This window comes from Candidatus Desulfolinea nitratireducens (assembly GCF_982879505.1).
The window spans coordinates 15,227-33,723 of sequence record NZ_CEYOSI010000009.1 but is presented as its reverse complement, the minus strand read 5'-3'; the positions used below and the strand labels follow the sequence as shown (position 1 = coordinate 33,723).

Genomic DNA, 18,497 nt, shown 5'->3' with positions numbered 1-18,497 from the left:
TCTTTTTCCATGTAAAATACCCATACAAAGGAGGATCAAAATATGAGCAATAATTCGTCCAATGGCCCGCAAGGGCTCCTCGGAAGCATGGCCTTTGGTGGGATATTCTTTCTGGTGGGCAGCTTGGTTGTTCTCGTCGCTGCCGATATTATCCATGCAGATCCAAGCTCCATCCACGCTCCGCGCTGGGTTTTGGCGGCTGTAGGCGGCGTGTTTATGATCGCAGGTATTATGGCAGCTCTCCAGGGCGGTTTCGGCCTTGAGGGCATGCAAACCAGGCTTTATCTTTGGCTCCAGTTTCTTTTTGGGATGACGTTAATGGTGCTCTTCTCCTCCGTTTTTCTGTGGGTGGGTTTTGGCCCTGGTGAGCGTGAATTCACCTCCAGTACGACAATTGGCCCGATCACCACCAGTGGCTCGGGTAACGTGAGCATGGGGCGGATCATGTTTGGCGGCGGCGGTCTATTGATGGCCTTTTTCACGATTGCTATGGCCGTCTCACAATTAAAGGCCATATTCAAAAAATAGATATGGGAATGCTGAACGAAAATAACTCATGGCTGATCAAGAGAAAATCATAATTCGTCCACTTCGAAAAGAGGATACAGATATGTGGCTGCAGATGCGTCTCTCATTGTGGCCGGATCATTCTGAAACCAGGATGCGCGCTGAGATGGACGCGTGGCTCTCTGAATCGTCAAACGCGACCTTTGTTGCTGAAGATACCAGGAATATTCTTTATGGCTTTATAGAGGTTGGTCAGCGCAACTATGCCGAGGGATGCAAGAGCAGTCCGGTTGGCTATATCGAAGGCTGGTATGTGGATAAACGTATCCGTGGGCAGGGTGTGGGGAAAATGCTCGTGATGGCCGCAGAAGACTGGGTACGGGAGCAGGGTTGGGCTGAGATCGCATCCGATACCTGGCTGGATAACGAGACCAGCATCCAGGCGCATCTCGCGCTGGGGTATAGAGAAACAGTGCGGCTAGTTCATTTTTCCAAAAAGCTTTCTTAATCAAGCTATAATGGGCGGAGAATTCAGGAGAAAAAGATGCTCATCATTATCAGTGATCTTCATTTGGGTGACGGCACATGCGGGAAATCAATTTCATCCGATGCCTTTAATGTTTTTGAAGAAAGGCTTGACAAAATGGCGATGCGAGCCTCGTGGCGGGAGGATGGCGTCTATCGCCCCATTGAGCAGATCCATATTTTGCTGCTTGGCGATATTCTCGATCCGCTTCACTCCACCCTTTGGCTGGACACTGAAGTTGATACGCCTGAATACACCCGCCCCTGGACTGATCGAAATAAGCCCGCTTATGCAGAAAAACTAAAAGAAATTACGCGAGCGATCCTGAAAGAAAATGCGAAGTCCGTAAAAGTTTTGCGTCAACTGGATGTAATCATTCCCCAGGCTCTTCAAAGGCAACGCGGCTGGGAGGAAAGCATAGATTGGGTCTCCGTTGATGTTCACTTGCATTATATGATCGGAAACCATGATTGGTATTATGGCATTCCCGGCACGGCCTTTGACGAGATACGGGCTGAGGTCGTGGACGCGTTGAGTTTATCTCAGAATTCTTCCCCCTTCCCTTTTCGTCTTGAAGATGATCCTGATCTGGCGGAAAAACTGGCGGAGTATAAAGTCTATGCCCGGCATGGAGATTGCTACGATAGCTTTAATTATGATGCTGAGGAAGGAAGGATCAACTCGGCATTGGGAGATGTTTTCACCGTTGAAATGCTGAACCGTTTTCCCCTCGAGGTTGAGAAACACCTCGATGATATTCCACCCGAGATGATCGAGAATTTGAGGGAACTGAGCCGAGTGCGCCCGGCCTTGGCCACCGGACTTTGGGTGAGCAGCCAGGTCAGGCATAACCATTTACCGGATCGTATGCAAAAGGCGATCAAGGATCTGTGGGAGCAACTGGGTGATGAGTTCCTTCGGCTGAAAGTAGTCCGCGATGCCGACAGGAAATTCAAATTTGATACGGTAGATAAACTCCAGATCGCCCTACAAATTTCCAAACGAACCCCATTTTAAAACGCTGAACGATTGGGCCTTATGGATTCAGGAAGAAATCTGGGGAGGCAAGATTTCTTATGCAAAGAAGGCCCTCGAAGAACCGGCGTTTCTTGATAAGAGGGTTAACTATATTGTCTATGGGCATACGCATTATCACGAGATAGTTCCTTTGGATACAGAAGAAAAACGCACTGTAGATGACGATCAGATCTACTTCAACTCCGGGACCTGGCATACCTATTTCGATCTGGCGATCCATAAACCGCATGAACAAAAGTTTGTTCCTTATCAGATCACCAGCTATCTGGCCTTTTATAAGGATGACCAACGCAGGGGGCACCGTTTTGAAACCTTGTCTGGGACGTTTTCATAACGCGGTCAGGGCTTTAAGCGATAAGACAGCGTCTTTTGTCCATAAAAAATCTTTTGCAAAATAAAAGTTCCTCCCCCGTGAGCGGGGGAGGAACTTGTGTAAGATCAGTAATAAAAACTCTCGAAGTACTGAAAACTTCGGAAGTTTTGCTTTTCTCAACCTCGGCATTCATCGCATGGGCATAAGGCCCGCAAAAAATGCCAGTTATAGATGCCATAATCGTGCCCATCCTCCCAGAGGATGGAAATGCCGTAGGAACCGGTCGCAACGACATCCTTCAGTTGGGTTTCTTTTGTATCTGTGATCGGGGTGTCGAATAGTTCAGGTTCAGGCTCTTTGCCCATATTATCGTGCCCGCCACGGCATTCTGCGCAGGGGCAGGCTGCACGCAGCAAGGAGAAAGAGTAAACACTGGTATGACCATCATCCCAGTTTAGGGTGAGTTCTTTTTTCTTTCGGCTTGCATCAATTGCAGTTGGTTTTGGGGTCATATTTTTCCTTTATTGTATGGGCGAGTCTGAGACACGCCCCTCTAATTTACGGCGAAGGAATGGATTCCAAAAACGCCGAAGCTGCCCAGCCAGATCGGGTATTATCATAGGGGGCAACCAGAGACCACCAGGTATAGCCATCCACTTCCTGGGGTCCGTCAACGATCTGGAAAACTTCTGAGTCGAAACCGAGAAAGAGCGGCTCTCCGTTAAGCCCGGGATCTTTTCGCAGGCGGAGGCCTTCGCCATCGGTGCCGCTGATCTGGACATAGCCGTGTAATGCGATCACACCGGGGAGCGGGGTGGCTGTTCCCAAAGCGGGATCATGTGTGGACGTCGCAACGATGCGGGGCGTTGACGTGGGGCCGGGGATCACTGTCAGATCGGCAAGCTGCAAACCCTCTCCCACTGCCGGGGTCGCCGCAAAGCCAAATCCGATCAGAAGACTGACGAATAAGAGGGCGGCGGCAATTCCCAGCGCGCCCAATACAACCCAGCGATTGATCAAATTTAATTTCATCAGAGGTAACCTTTTACAGGCTCTTGTGAAAGCGCATCCAGAGAATTAGGGGGCATCAATACCCTTAATGAGCGTGTTTGGACGCTGATCTCGGCAACTTTGGTATCAAAGCGAGGCTCGCCATCCGTTTGCACGGCGAAAGCCGTATCGGCTTCGATGCGCAATTTTTTAAAGGAAATCCGACGCGTGGTGGCGGAATTAATGTGCTTCCCACTCCACATCTCGAAAACAGGACGCAGGGCATCTCCCAGGTTTTTTCCTGAAAAAAGCCACAGATCAAATAGCCCGTCATCAAGCATCGCGTCAGGTGAAAGATTGGTCAACCCGCCCATATAATGACGGATATTGTTGATCACGGCGAGAACATAATTTCCTTCGATCTTCTCGTCATCTGCCCAGAAACGCAGAGAAATACCGCGCCAATGAGTGGCAGTCAGGATGATGGAGGCAGCATATTCGGGCACTGTGAAGAATTTTTCAAAACGCAGGCGCGGCTCAATTTTTTGGACGGTGATCGCATCCAGCCCGAGGCCTGCCCACATTAAAAAGGGCTGTTGGTTGCAGATCCCCACATCTACCGCGTAAATGGGGGCGTCTGCGAGAAGGGTGGCATTTTCTTCAAGGGCATTGCGTGCAATCCACGAGAAGGGTTGCATCCCTAACTCTTTGCCCCAGACATTTGCGGTGCCTGCAGGAAGGATGCCCAAGGCAGTTTTTGAGCCGAGTAATCCGCTGGCAACTTGCCCAATGGTGCCATCCCCACCTACAGCGAAAACAGCGTGGATGCCCCTCGCTGCGGCATCTGCTGCTAATTCAGTGGCATGTTCCCCTGAGCGCGTTTCGACGGAATCGACCGCCCACCCTGCGGCACGCAAGGCACGCTCAGCAGAGGGGATTGCTGGTGCTACGGGAAATAGTCCCGACGTAGGATTATATAAAATCTGGGCTGAACGCATGGATGGATTATAAAGCAGATTTTAGCTGTCAGATTATGGTGTTGGGGTTTGAGTGGGGCTGGGCGTCTTCGTTGGTGTTGGTCCTGTTGTACTGGTTGGGGTCGGGGTATATAGTGCCTTGAGATGTTCGCGTGCTTCTGAGCGCATCAGGCTGGCTTCAGCACTGAAAGGAAGATCAAGAATGGCTTCCCAGTCTTTGAGGGCGGCAGGAATATCATCTCGTCCTTCATGGCAAATTGCACGCCAATAGTGAATGGATACTTCTTCGAACTCGTTCTCCGCCAAGGGGCGGGAGCGTTCCACCTGAATAAAGCAATCGCCGTAATGTTCTTCGAGGATATGCGCCTGCGCCAGGGAAATGCTGGCTTCAAAGGAATCGGGTAAGGCAATGCGTGCCTCATTGAGATCATAAACCGCATTTTTTCCATCTTTGAGGGCAAGATAAGTCAGGCCTCGATAGAGGCGGGCTTTGCCATAAAACCGACTTATTTTTAGGGCATTGTCGAGGGTTTCAATAGCCAAATCGTAATCGCCTGCCGAATAATATGCCCCGCCGAGGATGGTGAGCGCTTTGACATCCTCCTCTTCGTAGAGCACATAGATTTCCAGAATTTCTGCGGCTTTGGCAAGTTGATCGTTTGCTTCATAAAGTTGCCCAAGCAGGAGGAAAGCCTCCAGTCGGGTGCGGTCGAGTTCGAGGGCTGTTTCTGCTGCTTCAATAGCATCTTCAAATTCTTCCTGTGCTAAATAAACCCTGGCAAGATGGTGATAAACAATTGGCGAATTTGGGGCAAGCTGCCGTGCTTCTTCGAGATCTTCGTGGGCTTTTTCATAATCTTTTTTCTCTAACCAATAATCTGCTCTCTCCCAATATGCTTCGGCAAAGAAGGGGTCTTTTGCGATTGCATCGTCAAGGATCGGGCGGATATTTGCGTTCCCATTGATATAGCGAAGCACACGGGCTTTCCCGACATAGCCGGGACCAAAATCTGGATCGATATCGATGGCTTTCTGATAAGCGTTGAAGGCTTTGGCATTATTGCCCATAAAGCGATAGGCCTCACCGATATAGTATTGCGGGTCTGCTTTATAGGGTTCGAGTTCCGCAACTTCTTCCAGCGCAGAGATCATTGCCTCCCAATCTTCATCCCTATAGGCAGCATCGACTGCGTGACCATAATCACTTGCCTCAGGCGCGCGCGGTGTATCAACATAAAGTGGTGTCGGCGTATAGGTCGCATCCAGTAAAGCCCACAGGGGTGTTGGCCCAATGAAGGCGGGGGTGTTTTTTGGTTTGGCGTTTAAGGCTGTAGGCGTGGGGGTGTAGGTTGGGGAGGGACCTGGTGTAATTGTATTGGGGCGGGCGGCGGGTTTACGTTGTGTAAGACCAAAGATGGCAAGCCCAATAATGCCGACGACGACGACCAGAACGCCCGCTAAACGAACAAATGGATTTCTGACGAATCCTTTGAATCCCTTTGTTTTTTTCTCTTCCTCTTCCCGGGAAAGTTCCTCCTCCCACAGGCGGGGGCGATTGAGGGGAAAAGGCTCTATGCTCTCATCCGGGGGCATTGCACCGAGCAAAACCAGTCCGCGTTTGGCGGCTGCATTTTCCGGGTCGGAGCGCAGAGCGGTTTGCAGGGCGAAGAGGCGTTCTTTTTTTGTCTCGACTGCCGCGCTCATCCAGACCCAATAAGTGGCGTTATGCTGATCTGCCTTGAGCAGGCGCGTGAGTAAATCCTTCGCCAGCTTTTTATTTCCCCGGCGAATTGCATCAATTGCCTCATGGAGCATGGTGTCTTCAGCCATGGACTGAGTTTAGCACAGGGTCATGGAAGGGGCAAGATAGTCTATGGTCTGATGGGGGATTTCAGTTTTAGGGCAGCCTATGCATGGTTTTGAAAAATGCGATGCCCCTTATCAGGATGCTTGATTTACATGATCACAATCAAATCTAAACAACTTCTGAACAACTTTTTTCTATACTGTGGTCATTCACGAGATATGAAGTCTGAAATCTAAAGTCTAAAGTCTAAAGTCTAAAGTCTAAAGTCTGGAGTCTCCCATGTCCACAGGAACAACCATTCTCTCCCCAAAAACCTCCCGCCGCAATAAATTGCTGATTGCGATCGCACTGACCCTCATCATTTCGTTGGGTGCATTTTTGCGTCTCTATGAGTTAGGCGCATATAGCATTGGCAATACCTATTATGCCGCGACGGTCAAGTCGATGCTCTCCTCCTGGTCAAATTTCTTTTTCGGCGCCTTTGAACCGGGCGGTTCCGTCACTGTTGATAAACCTCCGCTGGGATTTTGGGTGCAGTCTTTTTCGGCGGCTTTGCTTGGCCTGAACGGTTTCTCCCTTGCCCTCCCCAACGCTTTGGCTGGAATCGGTTCAATTGGTCTCGTCTATTATCTTGTCAAAGAGCAAGTCAACACCGCGGCAGGTCTCGTCGCTGCACTCACGCTGGCAGTTGTCCCTGTGACCATTTCTACCGAACGGAATAACACCATCGACGGGCTGCTCGTTTTTGTGTTGCTACTCGCTGTTTGGGCGGTCTGGAAATCGGTTGAGAGTGGCAAGTTCCGTTATTTATTGTTGGGTGCCTTCATCGTTGGATTGGGCTTTAATATCAAAATGCTTCAGGCTTATATGATCGTCCCCGCCCTTTACGCGCTCTATTTCTTCGGGGCAAAACAGGGCTGGCTTACCCGCATCTGGCATCTTGGTGTGGCAACCATTCTGCTCGTTGCAGTTTCACTGTCCTGGGCCCTCGTTGTTGATCTTGTCCCTGAAGAAAACAGACCTTTTATCGGTAGCAGTGATAACAACACTGTGATGGAATTGATCGTTGGTCATAATGGTCTCTCCCGCTTGGGATTAAACGATAATCAAGGCCTCGATGGTGGAAACGATGGTACTCGTCCCCAGCCTCCTGTGGATGATGGACAGCGGATCGCACAAGCGGATGGAGATGGACAGCCCCGTCAGCTTTCGACTGATTCCGGACAATCTCAGATACGCCCGCAGGGAAATTCGCCTCCGTCAGATCGGCAGCCTCCCCAGGAAGCCCTGGATGCCTGTCTTGGTCTTAGCGTGGGTGAGGCCTGTACGATAAATCTTCCCAATCGTGATGTGGAAGGTACCTGCCGCACCACGCAGCAAAATGATCTGGTCTGCGCTCCCAATGATCGCCCCGCGCCCCAATCTGATGGTCAGTTAGCAGCCAATTCCCCTCAGGGGAATGATGGCAATGCTCCTGATGGTGGCCGGAATGGCGGCGAGACCGGCCAGGCAGGACTCTTCCGACTTTTCAGCGAACCTTTGGTTACCGAAGCTTCCTGGGTTTTGCCCCTCGCCTTGATCAGTATTTTGTTGACAGCTATCACAGTATTTCTTCGTAGTGACGACTTTAGTCGTCCAACCGCTGAAGCGGTTACTACAAAGAAAAAGAAATATCTTGCCCTCGTACTTTGGGCAGGCTGGCTGCTCCCCGTGATAGCTTACTTCTCTTTCACTACCGGGCTTTTCCACCGCTACTACCTGATCATGATGGGGCCAGCCCTGGCTGCCCTGGTCGGGATGGCCTTCTGGTCGGTCGCACAGCTTTTCAAGCGCAATCGCTGGCTCGCACTGGGAACGCTGACCCTGCTGATCATGATCACACTTGGCTTCCAGGGATTCATGTTGAGCGGCTATGACACTGCAAATTGGTTGCTACCCCTCGCCATCGTCACCGCATTGGTCGGGACAGGAATACTGCTGATCAACAACTCCGCATGGGCGCGCGCTGCCGCCCTGACCCTCATCTTACTGGCGATGCTGGCCGCCCCCCTCACCTGGTCTGTGATGGTGGCTACGGAGGAAAATCCCAACGTTGCCTTGCCGACAGCCACGCTCAATGATACCCAGCCGACAAGCTTCATGACCCCAAATAACACGGTCATGTCGGGCAATGAGGAAGCGATCATGGAATTTCTGCTGGCAAATACCGATCCCGAGAGTTATTTATTAGCTACGGTCAATGCCCGCAGTGCGGCCCCCTATATCCTCGAAACGGGACGCCCCGTACTGACCTTTGGCGGTTTCAGCGGCAGAGATCAGGTCATTGATGCGGCGGGTGTCGCGGAGATGGTCGCAAATGGAGAATTGCGCTACATCTTATACAGCGAAAATATCGGCAACTCACATCGCGACATCGCTGCCTGGGTGACGGAATCCTGCCTCCCGGTGAGCGTACCGGGGGTGGGATCCCAGCAGGAGCAACCCCAACGGGCGCAGAATCAACAAAACGTGGGGCTGCGTTCTCCATCCCAGAATGAAGTGCTTTATGACTGCGCTCAATAACACCATCGCGGTATCGTCCCGCAGGTTCCCATGCATCAGGTCTGCGCAAAAATAAACCTGCGGGACGCTCATAAGTTGCGATGGGTTTGGCAACAGCAGCATCTTTTATCTGGAATTTTGTGCTGAAAAAAAATTGGTGGTTTTTAAATAAAAGGAGCAAGAATATGAAATACACATCTCTATTTTTATCTCTCATGTTGTTTTTTTCCGTAGCCTGTTCATTTGGTGGTTTGCTTGCGGAAGATAGCAAGCTGCCCGAACCACAGGATCCAATGGAGCAGGGAGAATTACCTCCGCTCTATTTAGGTTTCTCCGTTCATTTGGAAGGTTGGAAACTTGGTAACGATAAGGTTGGTTTTGATCAGGCGGTCTATGAGAAATATAGCCAGATCATCCTTGGTTATTCAGACCTCGCAAACAGCTATGGGATGCCTTTCACCTGGGAGACAGCCAGCCTGATCGCTCCAAGCGCAGAATTTGATTCGAATATCTTGTGGCAACTGTATCAGCGCGGCGATGGGATCGGTGTCCACGCTGATCTGGGTGGCAATCCGAATGCCCCCGGTGGACAAGCTAAATTAACGCGGGATATGAAAAAAATGCGTCTGGAAATGGAATCGATGGGCATCCCCGTCACACATGTTTCGGGGATTTGTTCCACAATGGATTGGGTCACAGCCGCGCTGGATGCCGGTTATGAAGCCGCTACCGGCACAGTGGAATATTGTCTGAAATCTCTCCCACTTGAGGAACAATCTGCCGAAATACGCGCCTGCGAATCACCTGCGAAATGTCACGATGCTTATCCCGGCGAGATACCTGATCTGCTCCGCCCCTGGCGAGCAGCAGATGGCAGAAACTGGACGACTCCAGCCGACGAAGGGCTTCTGCTCCTCCATGCCGCAGGAAGTTTGCCCTGCACCATGGAAGGCGGCACAGCCCATTGTGATATGCAGATCATCGAAGATGCCCTTGCAGCTCGTGAGCCAGATGAATTCCACTCCCTATTTTTCATCTGGAGCCTCGGTTCGCAATTGGATGAAGAAATCTTAAAAACTTTCTATGAGAGGGTCCAGCCTTATATCGAAAGCGGCGATATAATCTGGCAAACCATACCCCAGGTAGTTGATAAATATAAAGCAATAGAGTAAAAGAACAAGCGCCTTATTGATATTTACTAAACTCAGTTGTTTTTATCTGAGTATCGTCCCGCAAGTTCCAATGAAACAGGTCTGCGGAAAAGATAAACCTGCGGGACGCTCACAAGTTGCGTTGGGTTTGATTGGGCTTCGTTCTATCCTGCAAACGAATATTCTCGAACTTCTTTTTGTAGACGATCTCCCAATATATCTTGTGCAACATCCAAATCATAATCGCTTTGTAGCCCCATCCAAAATTGTGGCGACATACCAAAAAATCTCGCCAACCGTAATGCTGTATCAGCTGTGATGCGTCGTTTTCCCAATACAACTTCATTGATACGTCTGGCATGTACACCAATTTCTATCGCCAAACGATTTTGACTCAGTTCCATTGGCTTTAGAAATTCTTCCAATAATACTTCACCGGGGTGAACAGGGTTTAGTTTGTTTTCAGACATTTTCTCATTTTCCTATACTGTTAATGATAATCAACGATTTCTACATTCAGCACATCGCCATCTGCCCAATCAAAACATATTCTCCATTGATCGTTGATCCGGATGCTGTATTGACCTTCTCGATCTCCCTTCAATTTTTCCAAACGATTTGCTGGCGGAACTCGCAAATCATTTATATCTATTAGGCGGCATGAGATTAAAAGCAGATGTGGAGAAGCGTAGCATAATTTTTAGAAGGGCTTAAAGGTTAGCTTTCCACCCCAAGCGCGTAATTTACACTCGACTCGATCAACTCCCGAAGCGCTGCATTATCTGAAATTATCAAATCTGAAAGAGCCAGATATTCTTTTTTGATCGGCCCTTTGGGAAAGAACCTGAACTCCTTGCCTTTGCAGCCCTCAATAAGTTTCTTTCTTCTGTCCGGAGGAAGCTTGATCGCGAAGCCTGCCGGGCTTAACGATGCGAAGATTTTTCCATTGGCATACAGGGCCGCGCCACTGAAGAAGTGTTTGGTTTCGAGCATTACCCCGTCAATTTGGAGCGGTTTCAGCCTTTCAACAATTTCTTTCAGGAGGCTCAAGAATGGTTCGGCCATTTACTCTTTGCCAAAATCCGCTTACGCTAAGATTTCGTTGTCTGATTTCTTTGCCGTGAAGGTCCCGGTCAGATAGGTTGATGTGAATATCAATATAAAGGGAATCCAGGTTCCCAATACGCTTCTAAACATATCCAAGCTTCGATTGATGATCAATGCCACCAGAAAGAAATCGACAAGAATTACAAAGGAAACAAAAATCAGCGCTGTTTGCAGAGGCGGAGTATAGTTAAATTTTTTGAAATAGTTCAACGAGATCAGTGTAAAAAATATTGGCGCTCCTATGGCATGTACTATTAATGTGATCTCCATTGAGACAGTCGCCATGCCAATTCCCATCGTTGCCCCGCAGAGTGCCCAACCGATAAAAGCATGAGCTAAAATGATCCAACCTTTTTTTCGATCCATTCCATTCTCCTTTTGTCTTGAAAATGTCCTTTTTCTACTTCTTGATGACCGAATTATCGCCGATATTTAAGGTGGAAGGGGCTTCGCCCTCGCCACACCCCTCGACGTAGGCTTGCTTCCCGATCAAGGAATGAGTCAACACCGAGGAGTGGATATTCGTCTCCCGCTCGATGATACTGTCTGAAATCTCGCTCTGGCTGATAATGCAATCTGCCCCAATCGAGACATTGGGTCCGATCTTCGAATAGCTGACTTGCGCAGAATGGTGGATGTAGACAGGCTCAACAATCTTTACCCCCTCACCTTCGAAGCTTCCAACACTTGCTCCTTCCAACATGGTCGCATTTGTTTCGAGGGTGGCGTCAATTGTGCCAGTATCCAGCCAAAGGTCAACAGTTTCAGCACGGGCATTTGCCCCCTTTTCGAGCATGATGTTTATCGCATCGGCGAGGAAAAATTCGTTTTTAAGCGTCACATTGAGTTCGATTTGCTTATCGATTGCAGTGACCAAATCGGCGCTTTCTCTAAAATAATAACAGCCGACCACCGCAAGATTATTCTCGATTGTCTCAGGTTTCTCCACCAAATGTGTGACTTTGCCTTCCGCATCAGTAACGGCCACCCCAAAGCGACGGGGATCAGGCACAGCTTTCACCCAGGCAACCACATCCATTTTTTCATCGGCAATGAAGCTGAAATCAGTCTCGATGAGCGTATCGGAAAAGATCATGATCATTGGCCCGCCAAGATGCTCTTTGGTCAGGTAGATCGCGTGAGACTGCCCCTTCATCTCGGTCTGCACCACATAATGCGCCTTGATTTCTGGATAATGCTCGGCGATATAAGGTGGAATTTGGGTCTCGCCCAAATAAGGTCCGACGATGAAAATATACTCCACATCGAAACCGGCAGGCAGCGTTTTGAAAATATCCATCAGATGGTCGAGGGAGGCTTTCCCCGCCACGCTGACGAGGGGTTTCGGTTTTGACCAGGTATGAGGGCGCATCCGCGTCCCCCATCCAGCCATGGGGATGACGATTTTTAGGGTTTGAGTCATGATTATTGCTCCAGTTATGAATTTGGTGAAATGAGAAGGCGTCGCACCTTGCTAAACTAGCGCCAGCTTTTATCTGAGGTGCGATGCACAGCACATTATTGTTTTACAATGCCCTTTTGGCGGGGACACCCTCTCTGCGCGGATATTGAGATGGGGTCGTGCCAACTTTATCTGCCAGAACAAGATATCGTTCTTCAACCACACTTGGCAAGGTGACCGGGATCACCTGTCGCAAATGCCCGCCCAAAATGGTCAGCGCGTTTTCAGCGGCATGGGTTTCGGCGGGACCACTTTCCCCTTTTTGAGCGAGCATTGTCCCGCCAACTTTGACCAGAGGTAAAAGATATTCACTTAGCACTGACAATTTGGCAACAGCGCGGGCGAGGGCCCAATCGTAGCTTTCGCGGTGTTTGGGATGCTGCCCAAGCGTTTCGGCGCGGCTTTGGATGACGTTGACATCTTCGAGATGCAGGGTTTCAACGATATGGCGGCAGAAATTTGCTTTCTTTGCCACCGATTCGACCAGGGTCAGTTTTAAACGGGGATAAAGTATCTTCAGGGGAATGCCCGGGAAACCGGCACCAGTCCCAATATCCACGAGCGTTTTCGGTGGGTCAGCTCCCCACGCCAGCACGCAGGAGAAGGAATCCAGGAAATGTTTGCAGCGAATCCCCTCCTCATCCCGAATCGCGGTCAGACTGATTTTTTCGTTCCAGATAAGCAGCTCACGTTCATAGATGGATAATGCGATTACCTGCTTGTTGGTAAGTTGAATCCCGAAAAGCTCCTGCGCGTTTTGGACGAGTTTTTGCATAAGGGCGATTATATAACAAAAGGACAGATAGCGTGATGGCTATCTGTCCTTTTCCACTTTTCCCTCCCCCGCTTGCGGGGGAGGGTCAGGGTGGGGGATTTAGCTAGTTACTTCTCGTTTTTCGTTTCTTTTGCTGCTTTTTTCTTTCTATTGCGACGCACGATTGCCCGGAGGCCAAGGAAGACCAGATAGAGAGGCAGGAAGAATGTGAGCAATACGGGCAGGATCAGGATGATGAAGCGAATAATAAACTGGACGAAGCCCTGCATATAGTCGATCAAATCTTGAACCGCTGCGTTGGCCGTTTCGCCAAGTTTCCAGCCGCCAATTTCAATCGGCTGGGATTTTTCGTCTGCGATCACGCTCACGCTAATTGAAGAAAGTGCAGCGGAACGTTCGTAATAATTGATCTGGCCGGTCAGGACTTCGATATCGCTCTGGATCACCTGTAGTTGGGCGTAGACTGAGAGGACATCCTCTGTGCTGTAGGCTTGATCCATGATCTCAAGCAATTTCTCTTCTGCGGCTTCTTTTGCCTTCAGCCGTGATTGAAGATCAACATACTGATCAGTAACATCTTCGCCTGAAACATTCTCTGAATTTACTTCAACAACATCAGCCTTGATGCGTTCCAGCGCATCATCCAGACTCTCTGAGGGAACTCGGATGGTGATCTCCCCTTCGGGAACTCTGACACCATTATTGGCATAGGTTTGATAAGTATTGGAGGAAACGACATGCCCGCCCAGGGAGCTTGCCAGCCTGGTGATGGCCTTGATTGTTTTTTCAGGATCATCAACAGTGATGCTCAGATTGGCATTTTTGATCACGAGGCGTTCCTGTTGGGCGGCCTCCACAGACGATGAGACACTCCGCCCGTCAGAATCAGACATCGCCTCAGCGGCGGCGGGCATCTCCATTACGGGAGCAAAACTTTCCTCCATGCCCATATCGTAGGAGGGGGCAGAGGCTGCCCTGGCTCCACATCCTGTTAGTAAAACGAGAGCGGCAAGTATGGCAATCCAATAGTGTTTCATGATTTTCTCCTCTTTTGAAAGATCAATATTCTTCCCTAAAGACGCCTGTCCTTTGAAAAAGTTCCCCTCCCCAACATTTTCCCTGCTGGCAGTGCGACTGAGATTGGCAGTTACCAGCCCTCTGCCAGTCTGAGGGCATGTTTTTCAGGCAAACGCGCTTCACGAATGCGGGCCTGCACGGATTTGATATTATACTCAACGCGCTGCGGTTCCCAGGTTAGCGCTTCTGTATCGAAGATCACATAAGCGGCACGCGGATCACGGTCACGGGGTTGCCCGACCGAGCCGGGGTTGAGAATAGCACGGCCGGTTAAGGGAACAGGCATCCCCACGTGTGGCATATCCAATGATATACGATTTAAATTTGGATCCAATTGGAAAATACTCTGGACATGCGTATGCCCCACAAAACAAAAATCTGTATTAAATTCTTCAAAATTCAACCGTGCTGAAAGCGTATTCAAAATATATTCCCAGACGGGGTCGCGCGGACTGCCGTGGACAAGGGTCACGTGCTCACTGATTTCAACCTTCCTGGAAGGAAGGGAACGCAGGAATTTAATACTGTCAGCCGAAAGAACCCGCTCATGCCAAATCAGCGAGCGGCGCGCATCACCATTAAAAGAATCGAGGGGCATATCGCCCAGCGCGGCAACATCGTGGTTCCCGAGCACGCAAACTACATTTGGCTGCTCGCTTAATAATTCTACACAGGCGTTCGGATCCGGCCCATAGCCAACCACATCACCCAAACACCAGACAGCGTCAACCCCTTCGGCATCATTGAGCACTGCTGTAAGGGCAGTGTAATTTGCATGAATGTCAGAAAGTACCAATACGCGCATCTATGTATTCTCCAGTAATATTTCAATTTGAGAGAGGATAATTTCTGCCACTTCAAATTTACTACGCAGCGAGAGTTTTTCCTGTTTGCCATCCGCAAAAAGCAGTATTACCCGATTATCATCCAGATCAAAACCGGCATCCTCTGCAGAGATATCGTTGGCGACGATCAGATCCAGTTTTTTTGAGGATAGTTTTTCAGAGGCATTCTTAAGTAAATCGCGACTCTCTGCGGCGAATCCTACCACAACACGAGGACGTTCCGCATCTGCTTTCAGGCTTGCCACCTTTTTCAAAACATCGGGTGCAGCCTCGAGCGTGATCTGCGGAATCCCATCCCTTTTTTTGAGTTTTTTCCCCGCAACTTTTGTCGGTCTGAAATCAGCGACCGCCGCCGCCATAATGAGCGCATCAGCGCCAGTGGATGCGGCTAAAACTGCCTCCAGTACATCTTGCGCTGTGCGCGCCAAAACGAGACGTGCCCCAATGGGGGGAAGCAACGCAGTGGGCGTAGAGATGAGCGTCACCTCGGCGCCTGCATCAACCGCAGCCTGGGCGAGGGCATAGCCTTGTTTACCTGAAGATCGATTTGTGATAAAGCGGACGGGGTCGATTGGCTCCTGTGTTCCCCCGGCAGTGATAACGATCTTTTTCCCTGCGAGTTTGCCGCCTATCCCCAGGACGCAGCGAATATGTCCGATTAATTCAGCAGGCTCAACCATGCGCCCCTTCCCTACCAGCCCGGATGCCATTCTCCCCTCGCCGGGGCCGGCAAAGTAAACGTCGCGTTCCTGAAGGATGCGCACATTTTCCTGTGTGGCAGGATGTTCGTACATGCCTACATCCATTGCGGGGGCGACCATGGTTGGGCATTGCGCTGCCAAGGCCGTGATGGAGAGCAGATCATTCGCCTGCCCCTGCGCAAGTTTGGCGAGGGTATTGGCTGTACATGGGGCGATCAGGAGCAGATCAGCGGTATGTCCCAACCCAACATGGAGCACATGTGCCTCGCCGCCCCAAAGTTCTTTGTCAGTAAAGGCTTTTTTACCGGTTAACGATTGAAAGCTAAGTGGGGAGATAAAACCCTCGGCAGCGCGGGTCAGGATCACATCCACGTGTGCCCCTCCCTGGGTTAGTCTGGATGCCAGATCCGCCGCTTTATAGGCTGCGATGGAACCGGTCACCCCGAGCAAAATTCGCTTATCTTTCAGGTTAGTCATAGGGGAATTATAAACGAAGAAAGCTTTCATTCACTTTGCAACCCGCTGCCAAATTGAACTGCACCTGTTATAATTTTCAGACGATGGCTGAAGGAAAATTACTTAACGATCGATATCAACTTCTTGACCGCCAGGGAGATGGTGGCATGGCGACAGTTTATCGTGCCCGCGATAAAGAGCTGGAGCGTGATGTCGCCATAAAGTTGTTGAGAGACGATTATTCGGATGATGAAAAATTTCGTGCCCGCTTCCGTCAGGAGGCGCGGGCTGCGGCGAATCTTTCGCATCCCAATATTGTTACCGTACATGATTTTGGGTACGATGTGGGTAAACTCTTCATCGTGATGGAATATGTCCCCGGCTTCGATATGAAAAAGATCATCCGCAAACGAGGTCGTGTTTCTGTTAAAAACGCGATCCCCCTGATGACACAGGCTTGTGCGGGGATCGGGTATGCCCATCGGGCCGGGCTGGTACATTGCGATGTCAAACCGCATAATATGCTCGTCACCTCAGATGGCCGTCTGAAAGTGACTGATTTTGGGATTGCCCGGGCTCTTGCCTCCATTCGCCACGATGAATATACTGACGTGGTTTGGGGATCACCGCAATATTTTTCACCGGAGCAAGCCACAGGCAGCGCACCTTCACCTGCTTCAGATGTATATTCCTTGGGCGTTATTCTTTACGAATTACTGACTGGCACGTTGCCCTTTATGGCTTCTGATGCAGAAGCGCTGGCCCGCCTGCATATGACCCAGATTCCCGTGCCGCTGAGCGAATATATTCCTGATATCCCTCCTGCGCTGGAGCAGATCGTTGCCAAAGTCCTCGCCAAGGAACCCTCCCGCCGGTACCGGACAGCTGATCAGCTTGGGCGTGTGCTGGAAACCTTTGGGACGGGTGAAGCCAATTCCGTCTCGACACCGATTTCTGTACCGGTCTCTGCCCCAATCTCGCAGCCGCCTTTCAACATTCCCGGGTACACTCCCGAACCTGAGCCTGTATCATCCCCGCAGGCCCCCCCCAATTATCAACATTTGACTGATATCGAAGATGCCCCTGATTTTGCCTATGAGCCAGACACTGCATTTAGCGAAATCGATTGGGCTTCCGTTGGCCTGGGCTTGCTGGCATTGATCCTTGCCGGAGGGCTGATCCCCTTTTGGATGTGGGTTTATTTCACTTATAACCCGCCGATAGGGTAGGGAAAACTCTGTGATTAAATACATCGAGAACAAAGAAGATAAACTTGTTGTTACCCTGCAAGATGGGCGTACAGTTACCGCTCCTCTGGCATGGTATCCTCGCCTGCTTCATGGCACAAGTGAAGAGAGAAATAAATGGCGCTTGATCGGTGGAGGAGAGGAAATTCATTGGGAGATTTTGGATGAAGATATCAGTGTTGAACACCTTCTTGCCGGGATACCTTCCAATGAGAGTCAGAAATCCCTGCAGCAATGGTTAAAATCGCGAAATAATTAGCTCTTGGAATTTATATAAATGCCTAATCCTCCTGTAATCGCCCCCTCGATCCTCGCCGCCGACTTTAGACAACTCGGCGCGGATATCGCTGCCTGCGAGGCCGCAGGTGCTGAATGGATCCATATTGACGTGATGGATGGTCATTTCGTCCCCAATCTGACGATGGGCCCCGTTGTTGTGGAAGCCTGCCGCAAAGCGACCAACCTGCTCCTCGATGTGCATCTGATGATCGAGAAACCCGAAAATCTGCTCGAAGCCTTTGCCAAAGCTGGGGCTGATCGGCTAACCGTGCATGTTGAAACTTGCCCGCATCTGCATCGCACGATCCAGCAGATCAAAGGATTGGGTGTAAAGCCTGGGGTTACGTTAAATCCAGGCACACCTGCTTCTGCAATTGCCCCCGTTTTAGATATGGTTGATCTGGTGCTGGTGATGACGGTTAATCCCGGTTTTGGTGGGCAGGCCTTTATCGAGTCGCAGCTTGCCAAGATCAAGGAAATCCGCTCGGTGCTGGACGCGATTAACCCTGATGCCTGGCTGGAGGTGGACGGCGGTATCTCGGAGCGAACCCTGCCCAGGGTCCAGAGTGCAGGCGCAGATGCCTTTGTCGCGGGGAGTGCGGTCTTTAATCATCCTGATGGGATCGAGACCGGGGTACGGATTTTAAAATCCGCTTTGGGTTAAACAAAAAATCACGGTTTGGACCGTGACTTTTGAG

The 18,497-nt window shown here is 50.2% G+C and carries 21 protein-coding genes and 1 pseudogene; 9 read left to right on the top strand and 13 right to left on the bottom strand.

The annotated features are described in order from the left end of the window. Window positions 1-42: 42 nt before the first annotated feature. From AC3DOM_RS01670 to AC3DOM_RS01655, 4 genes are all read left to right on the top strand, one after another. Window positions 43-528 (top strand): hypothetical protein, encoded by a 486-nt coding sequence (locus AC3DOM_RS01670; protein ID WP_487917286.1) that lies wholly within the window; start codon window positions 43-45, stop codon window positions 526-528. A 28-nt stretch (window positions 529-556) separates the two neighbouring features. Then, entirely contained in the window at window positions 557-1,015 is a 459-nt protein-coding gene (aac(6'), locus tag AC3DOM_RS01665) for an aminoglycoside 6'-N-acetyltransferase (RefSeq protein WP_487917285.1), read from the top strand. A 36-nt stretch (window positions 1,016-1,051) separates the two neighbouring features. Continuing rightward, window positions 1,052-2,050 carry a hypothetical protein gene (locus AC3DOM_RS01660; RefSeq protein WP_487917284.1) on the top strand — a complete coding sequence of 333 codons (999 nt, stop codon included), beginning with the start codon at window positions 1,052-1,054 and terminating at the stop codon, window positions 2,048-2,050. Between the two features lie 151 nt (window positions 2,051-2,201). Continuing rightward, window positions 2,202-2,405: a hypothetical protein gene (locus AC3DOM_RS01655; RefSeq protein WP_487917283.1), complete on the top strand. Its 204-nt coding sequence runs from the start codon at window positions 2,202-2,204 to the stop codon at window positions 2,403-2,405. Window positions 2,406-2,560: 155 nt separating this feature from the next. Here AC3DOM_RS01655 and AC3DOM_RS01650 read toward each other — a convergent pair whose 3' ends face one another. The 4 genes from AC3DOM_RS01650 to AC3DOM_RS01635 are packed head-to-tail and all read right to left on the bottom strand — an operon-like array spanning window position 2,561 to window position 6,181. After that, complete coding sequence (locus AC3DOM_RS01650; RefSeq protein ID WP_487917282.1) at window positions 2,561-2,896, bottom strand: gamma-butyrobetaine hydroxylase family protein; 336 nt, start codon at window positions 2,894-2,896, stop codon at window positions 2,561-2,563. Between the two features lie 46 nt (window positions 2,897-2,942). Further along, entirely contained in the window at window positions 2,943-3,416 is a 474-nt protein-coding gene (locus AC3DOM_RS01645; RefSeq protein WP_487917281.1) for an SH3 domain-containing protein, read from the bottom strand. Continuing rightward, window positions 3,416-4,372, bottom strand: coding sequence for a diacylglycerol/lipid kinase family protein (locus AC3DOM_RS01640; RefSeq protein ID WP_487917280.1), 957 nt, complete (start codon window positions 4,370-4,372; stop codon window positions 3,416-3,418). The genes AC3DOM_RS01645 and AC3DOM_RS01640 overlap by 1 nt, the downstream gene beginning before the upstream one ends. A gap of 33 nt (window positions 4,373-4,405) precedes the next feature. After that, the gene (locus AC3DOM_RS01635) at window positions 4,406-6,181 is read right to left on the bottom strand and encodes a tetratricopeptide repeat protein (protein ID WP_487917279.1); all 1,776 of its coding nucleotides are present in this window, start codon (window positions 6,179-6,181) and stop codon (window positions 4,406-4,408) included. Window positions 6,182-6,437: 256 nt separating this feature from the next. On the opposite strand from AC3DOM_RS01635, the gene AC3DOM_RS01630 reads away from it, so the two are divergent. Together AC3DOM_RS01630 and AC3DOM_RS01625 are read left to right on the top strand one after the other, a co-directional pair. Further along, entirely contained in the window at window positions 6,438-8,720 is a 2,283-nt protein-coding gene (locus AC3DOM_RS01630) for a glycosyltransferase family 39 protein (protein ID WP_487917278.1), read from the top strand. Window positions 8,721-8,884: 164 nt separating this feature from the next. Then, window positions 8,885-9,871, top strand: coding sequence for a hypothetical protein (locus AC3DOM_RS01625; protein ID WP_487917277.1), 987 nt, complete (start codon window positions 8,885-8,887; stop codon window positions 9,869-9,871). Between the two features lie 143 nt (window positions 9,872-10,014). Here AC3DOM_RS01625 and AC3DOM_RS01620 read toward each other — a convergent pair whose 3' ends face one another. From AC3DOM_RS01620 to coaBC, 9 genes and pseudogenes are all read right to left on the bottom strand, one after another. Further along, window positions 10,015-10,320 (bottom strand): HigA family addiction module antitoxin, encoded by a 306-nt coding sequence (locus tag AC3DOM_RS01620; protein ID WP_487917276.1) that lies wholly within the window; start codon window positions 10,318-10,320, stop codon window positions 10,015-10,017. A 20-nt stretch (window positions 10,321-10,340) separates the two neighbouring features. Then, a pseudogene (locus tag AC3DOM_RS01615) lies at window positions 10,341-10,496 on the bottom strand (type II toxin-antitoxin system RelE/ParE family toxin); the annotation flags it as partial. A gap of 71 nt (window positions 10,497-10,567) precedes the next feature. Further along, window positions 10,568-10,915, bottom strand: a complete 348-nt coding sequence (locus AC3DOM_RS01610) for a TfoX/Sxy family protein (RefSeq protein ID WP_487917275.1) — start codon at window positions 10,913-10,915, stop codon at window positions 10,568-10,570. 21 nt (window positions 10,916-10,936) lie between these two features. After that, the gene (locus AC3DOM_RS01605; protein WP_487917274.1) at window positions 10,937-11,323 is read right to left on the bottom strand and encodes a hypothetical protein; all 387 of its coding nucleotides are present in this window, start codon (window positions 11,321-11,323) and stop codon (window positions 10,937-10,939) included. 34 nt (window positions 11,324-11,357) lie between these two features. Next, window positions 11,358-12,380, bottom strand: a complete 1,023-nt coding sequence (locus AC3DOM_RS01600; RefSeq protein WP_487917273.1) for a sugar phosphate nucleotidyltransferase — start codon at window positions 12,378-12,380, stop codon at window positions 11,358-11,360. A gap of 103 nt (window positions 12,381-12,483) precedes the next feature. Then, window positions 12,484-13,194 carry a 16S rRNA (guanine(527)-N(7))-methyltransferase RsmG gene (rsmG, locus tag AC3DOM_RS01595; protein WP_487917272.1) on the bottom strand — a complete coding sequence of 237 codons (711 nt, stop codon included), beginning with the start codon at window positions 13,192-13,194 and terminating at the stop codon, window positions 12,484-12,486. A gap of 107 nt (window positions 13,195-13,301) precedes the next feature. Beyond that, window positions 13,302-14,231: a DUF4349 domain-containing protein gene (locus AC3DOM_RS01590; RefSeq protein ID WP_487917271.1), complete on the bottom strand. Its 930-nt coding sequence runs from the start codon at window positions 14,229-14,231 to the stop codon at window positions 13,302-13,304. Window positions 14,232-14,341: 110 nt separating this feature from the next. Beyond that, window positions 14,342-15,076 (bottom strand): metallophosphoesterase family protein, encoded by a 735-nt coding sequence (locus AC3DOM_RS01585; protein ID WP_487917270.1) that lies wholly within the window; start codon window positions 15,074-15,076, stop codon window positions 14,342-14,344. Next, a complete protein-coding gene (coaBC, locus tag AC3DOM_RS01580) occupies window positions 15,077-16,294 on the bottom strand; it encodes a bifunctional phosphopantothenoylcysteine decarboxylase/phosphopantothenate--cysteine ligase CoaBC (RefSeq protein WP_487917269.1) in 1,218 nt (405 codons plus the stop codon). Between the two features lie 83 nt (window positions 16,295-16,377). Here coaBC and AC3DOM_RS01575 point away from each other — a divergent pair, with 83 nt between their 5' ends. Genes AC3DOM_RS01575 through rpe form a run of 3 tightly spaced genes read left to right on the top strand, consistent with a single transcriptional unit; the run spans window position 16,378 to window position 18,463 of the window. Continuing rightward, complete coding sequence (locus AC3DOM_RS01575) at window positions 16,378-17,502, top strand: protein kinase domain-containing protein (protein ID WP_487917268.1); 1,125 nt, start codon at window positions 16,378-16,380, stop codon at window positions 17,500-17,502. A gap of 10 nt (window positions 17,503-17,512) precedes the next feature. After that, window positions 17,513-17,779: a DUF2442 domain-containing protein gene (locus AC3DOM_RS01570; protein ID WP_487917267.1), complete on the top strand. Its 267-nt coding sequence runs from the start codon at window positions 17,513-17,515 to the stop codon at window positions 17,777-17,779. Between the two features lie 18 nt (window positions 17,780-17,797). After that, entirely contained in the window at window positions 17,798-18,463 is a 666-nt protein-coding gene (gene rpe, locus AC3DOM_RS01565; RefSeq protein WP_487917266.1) for a ribulose-phosphate 3-epimerase, read from the top strand. The last annotated feature ends 34 nt before the right edge of the window (window positions 18,464-18,497 follow it).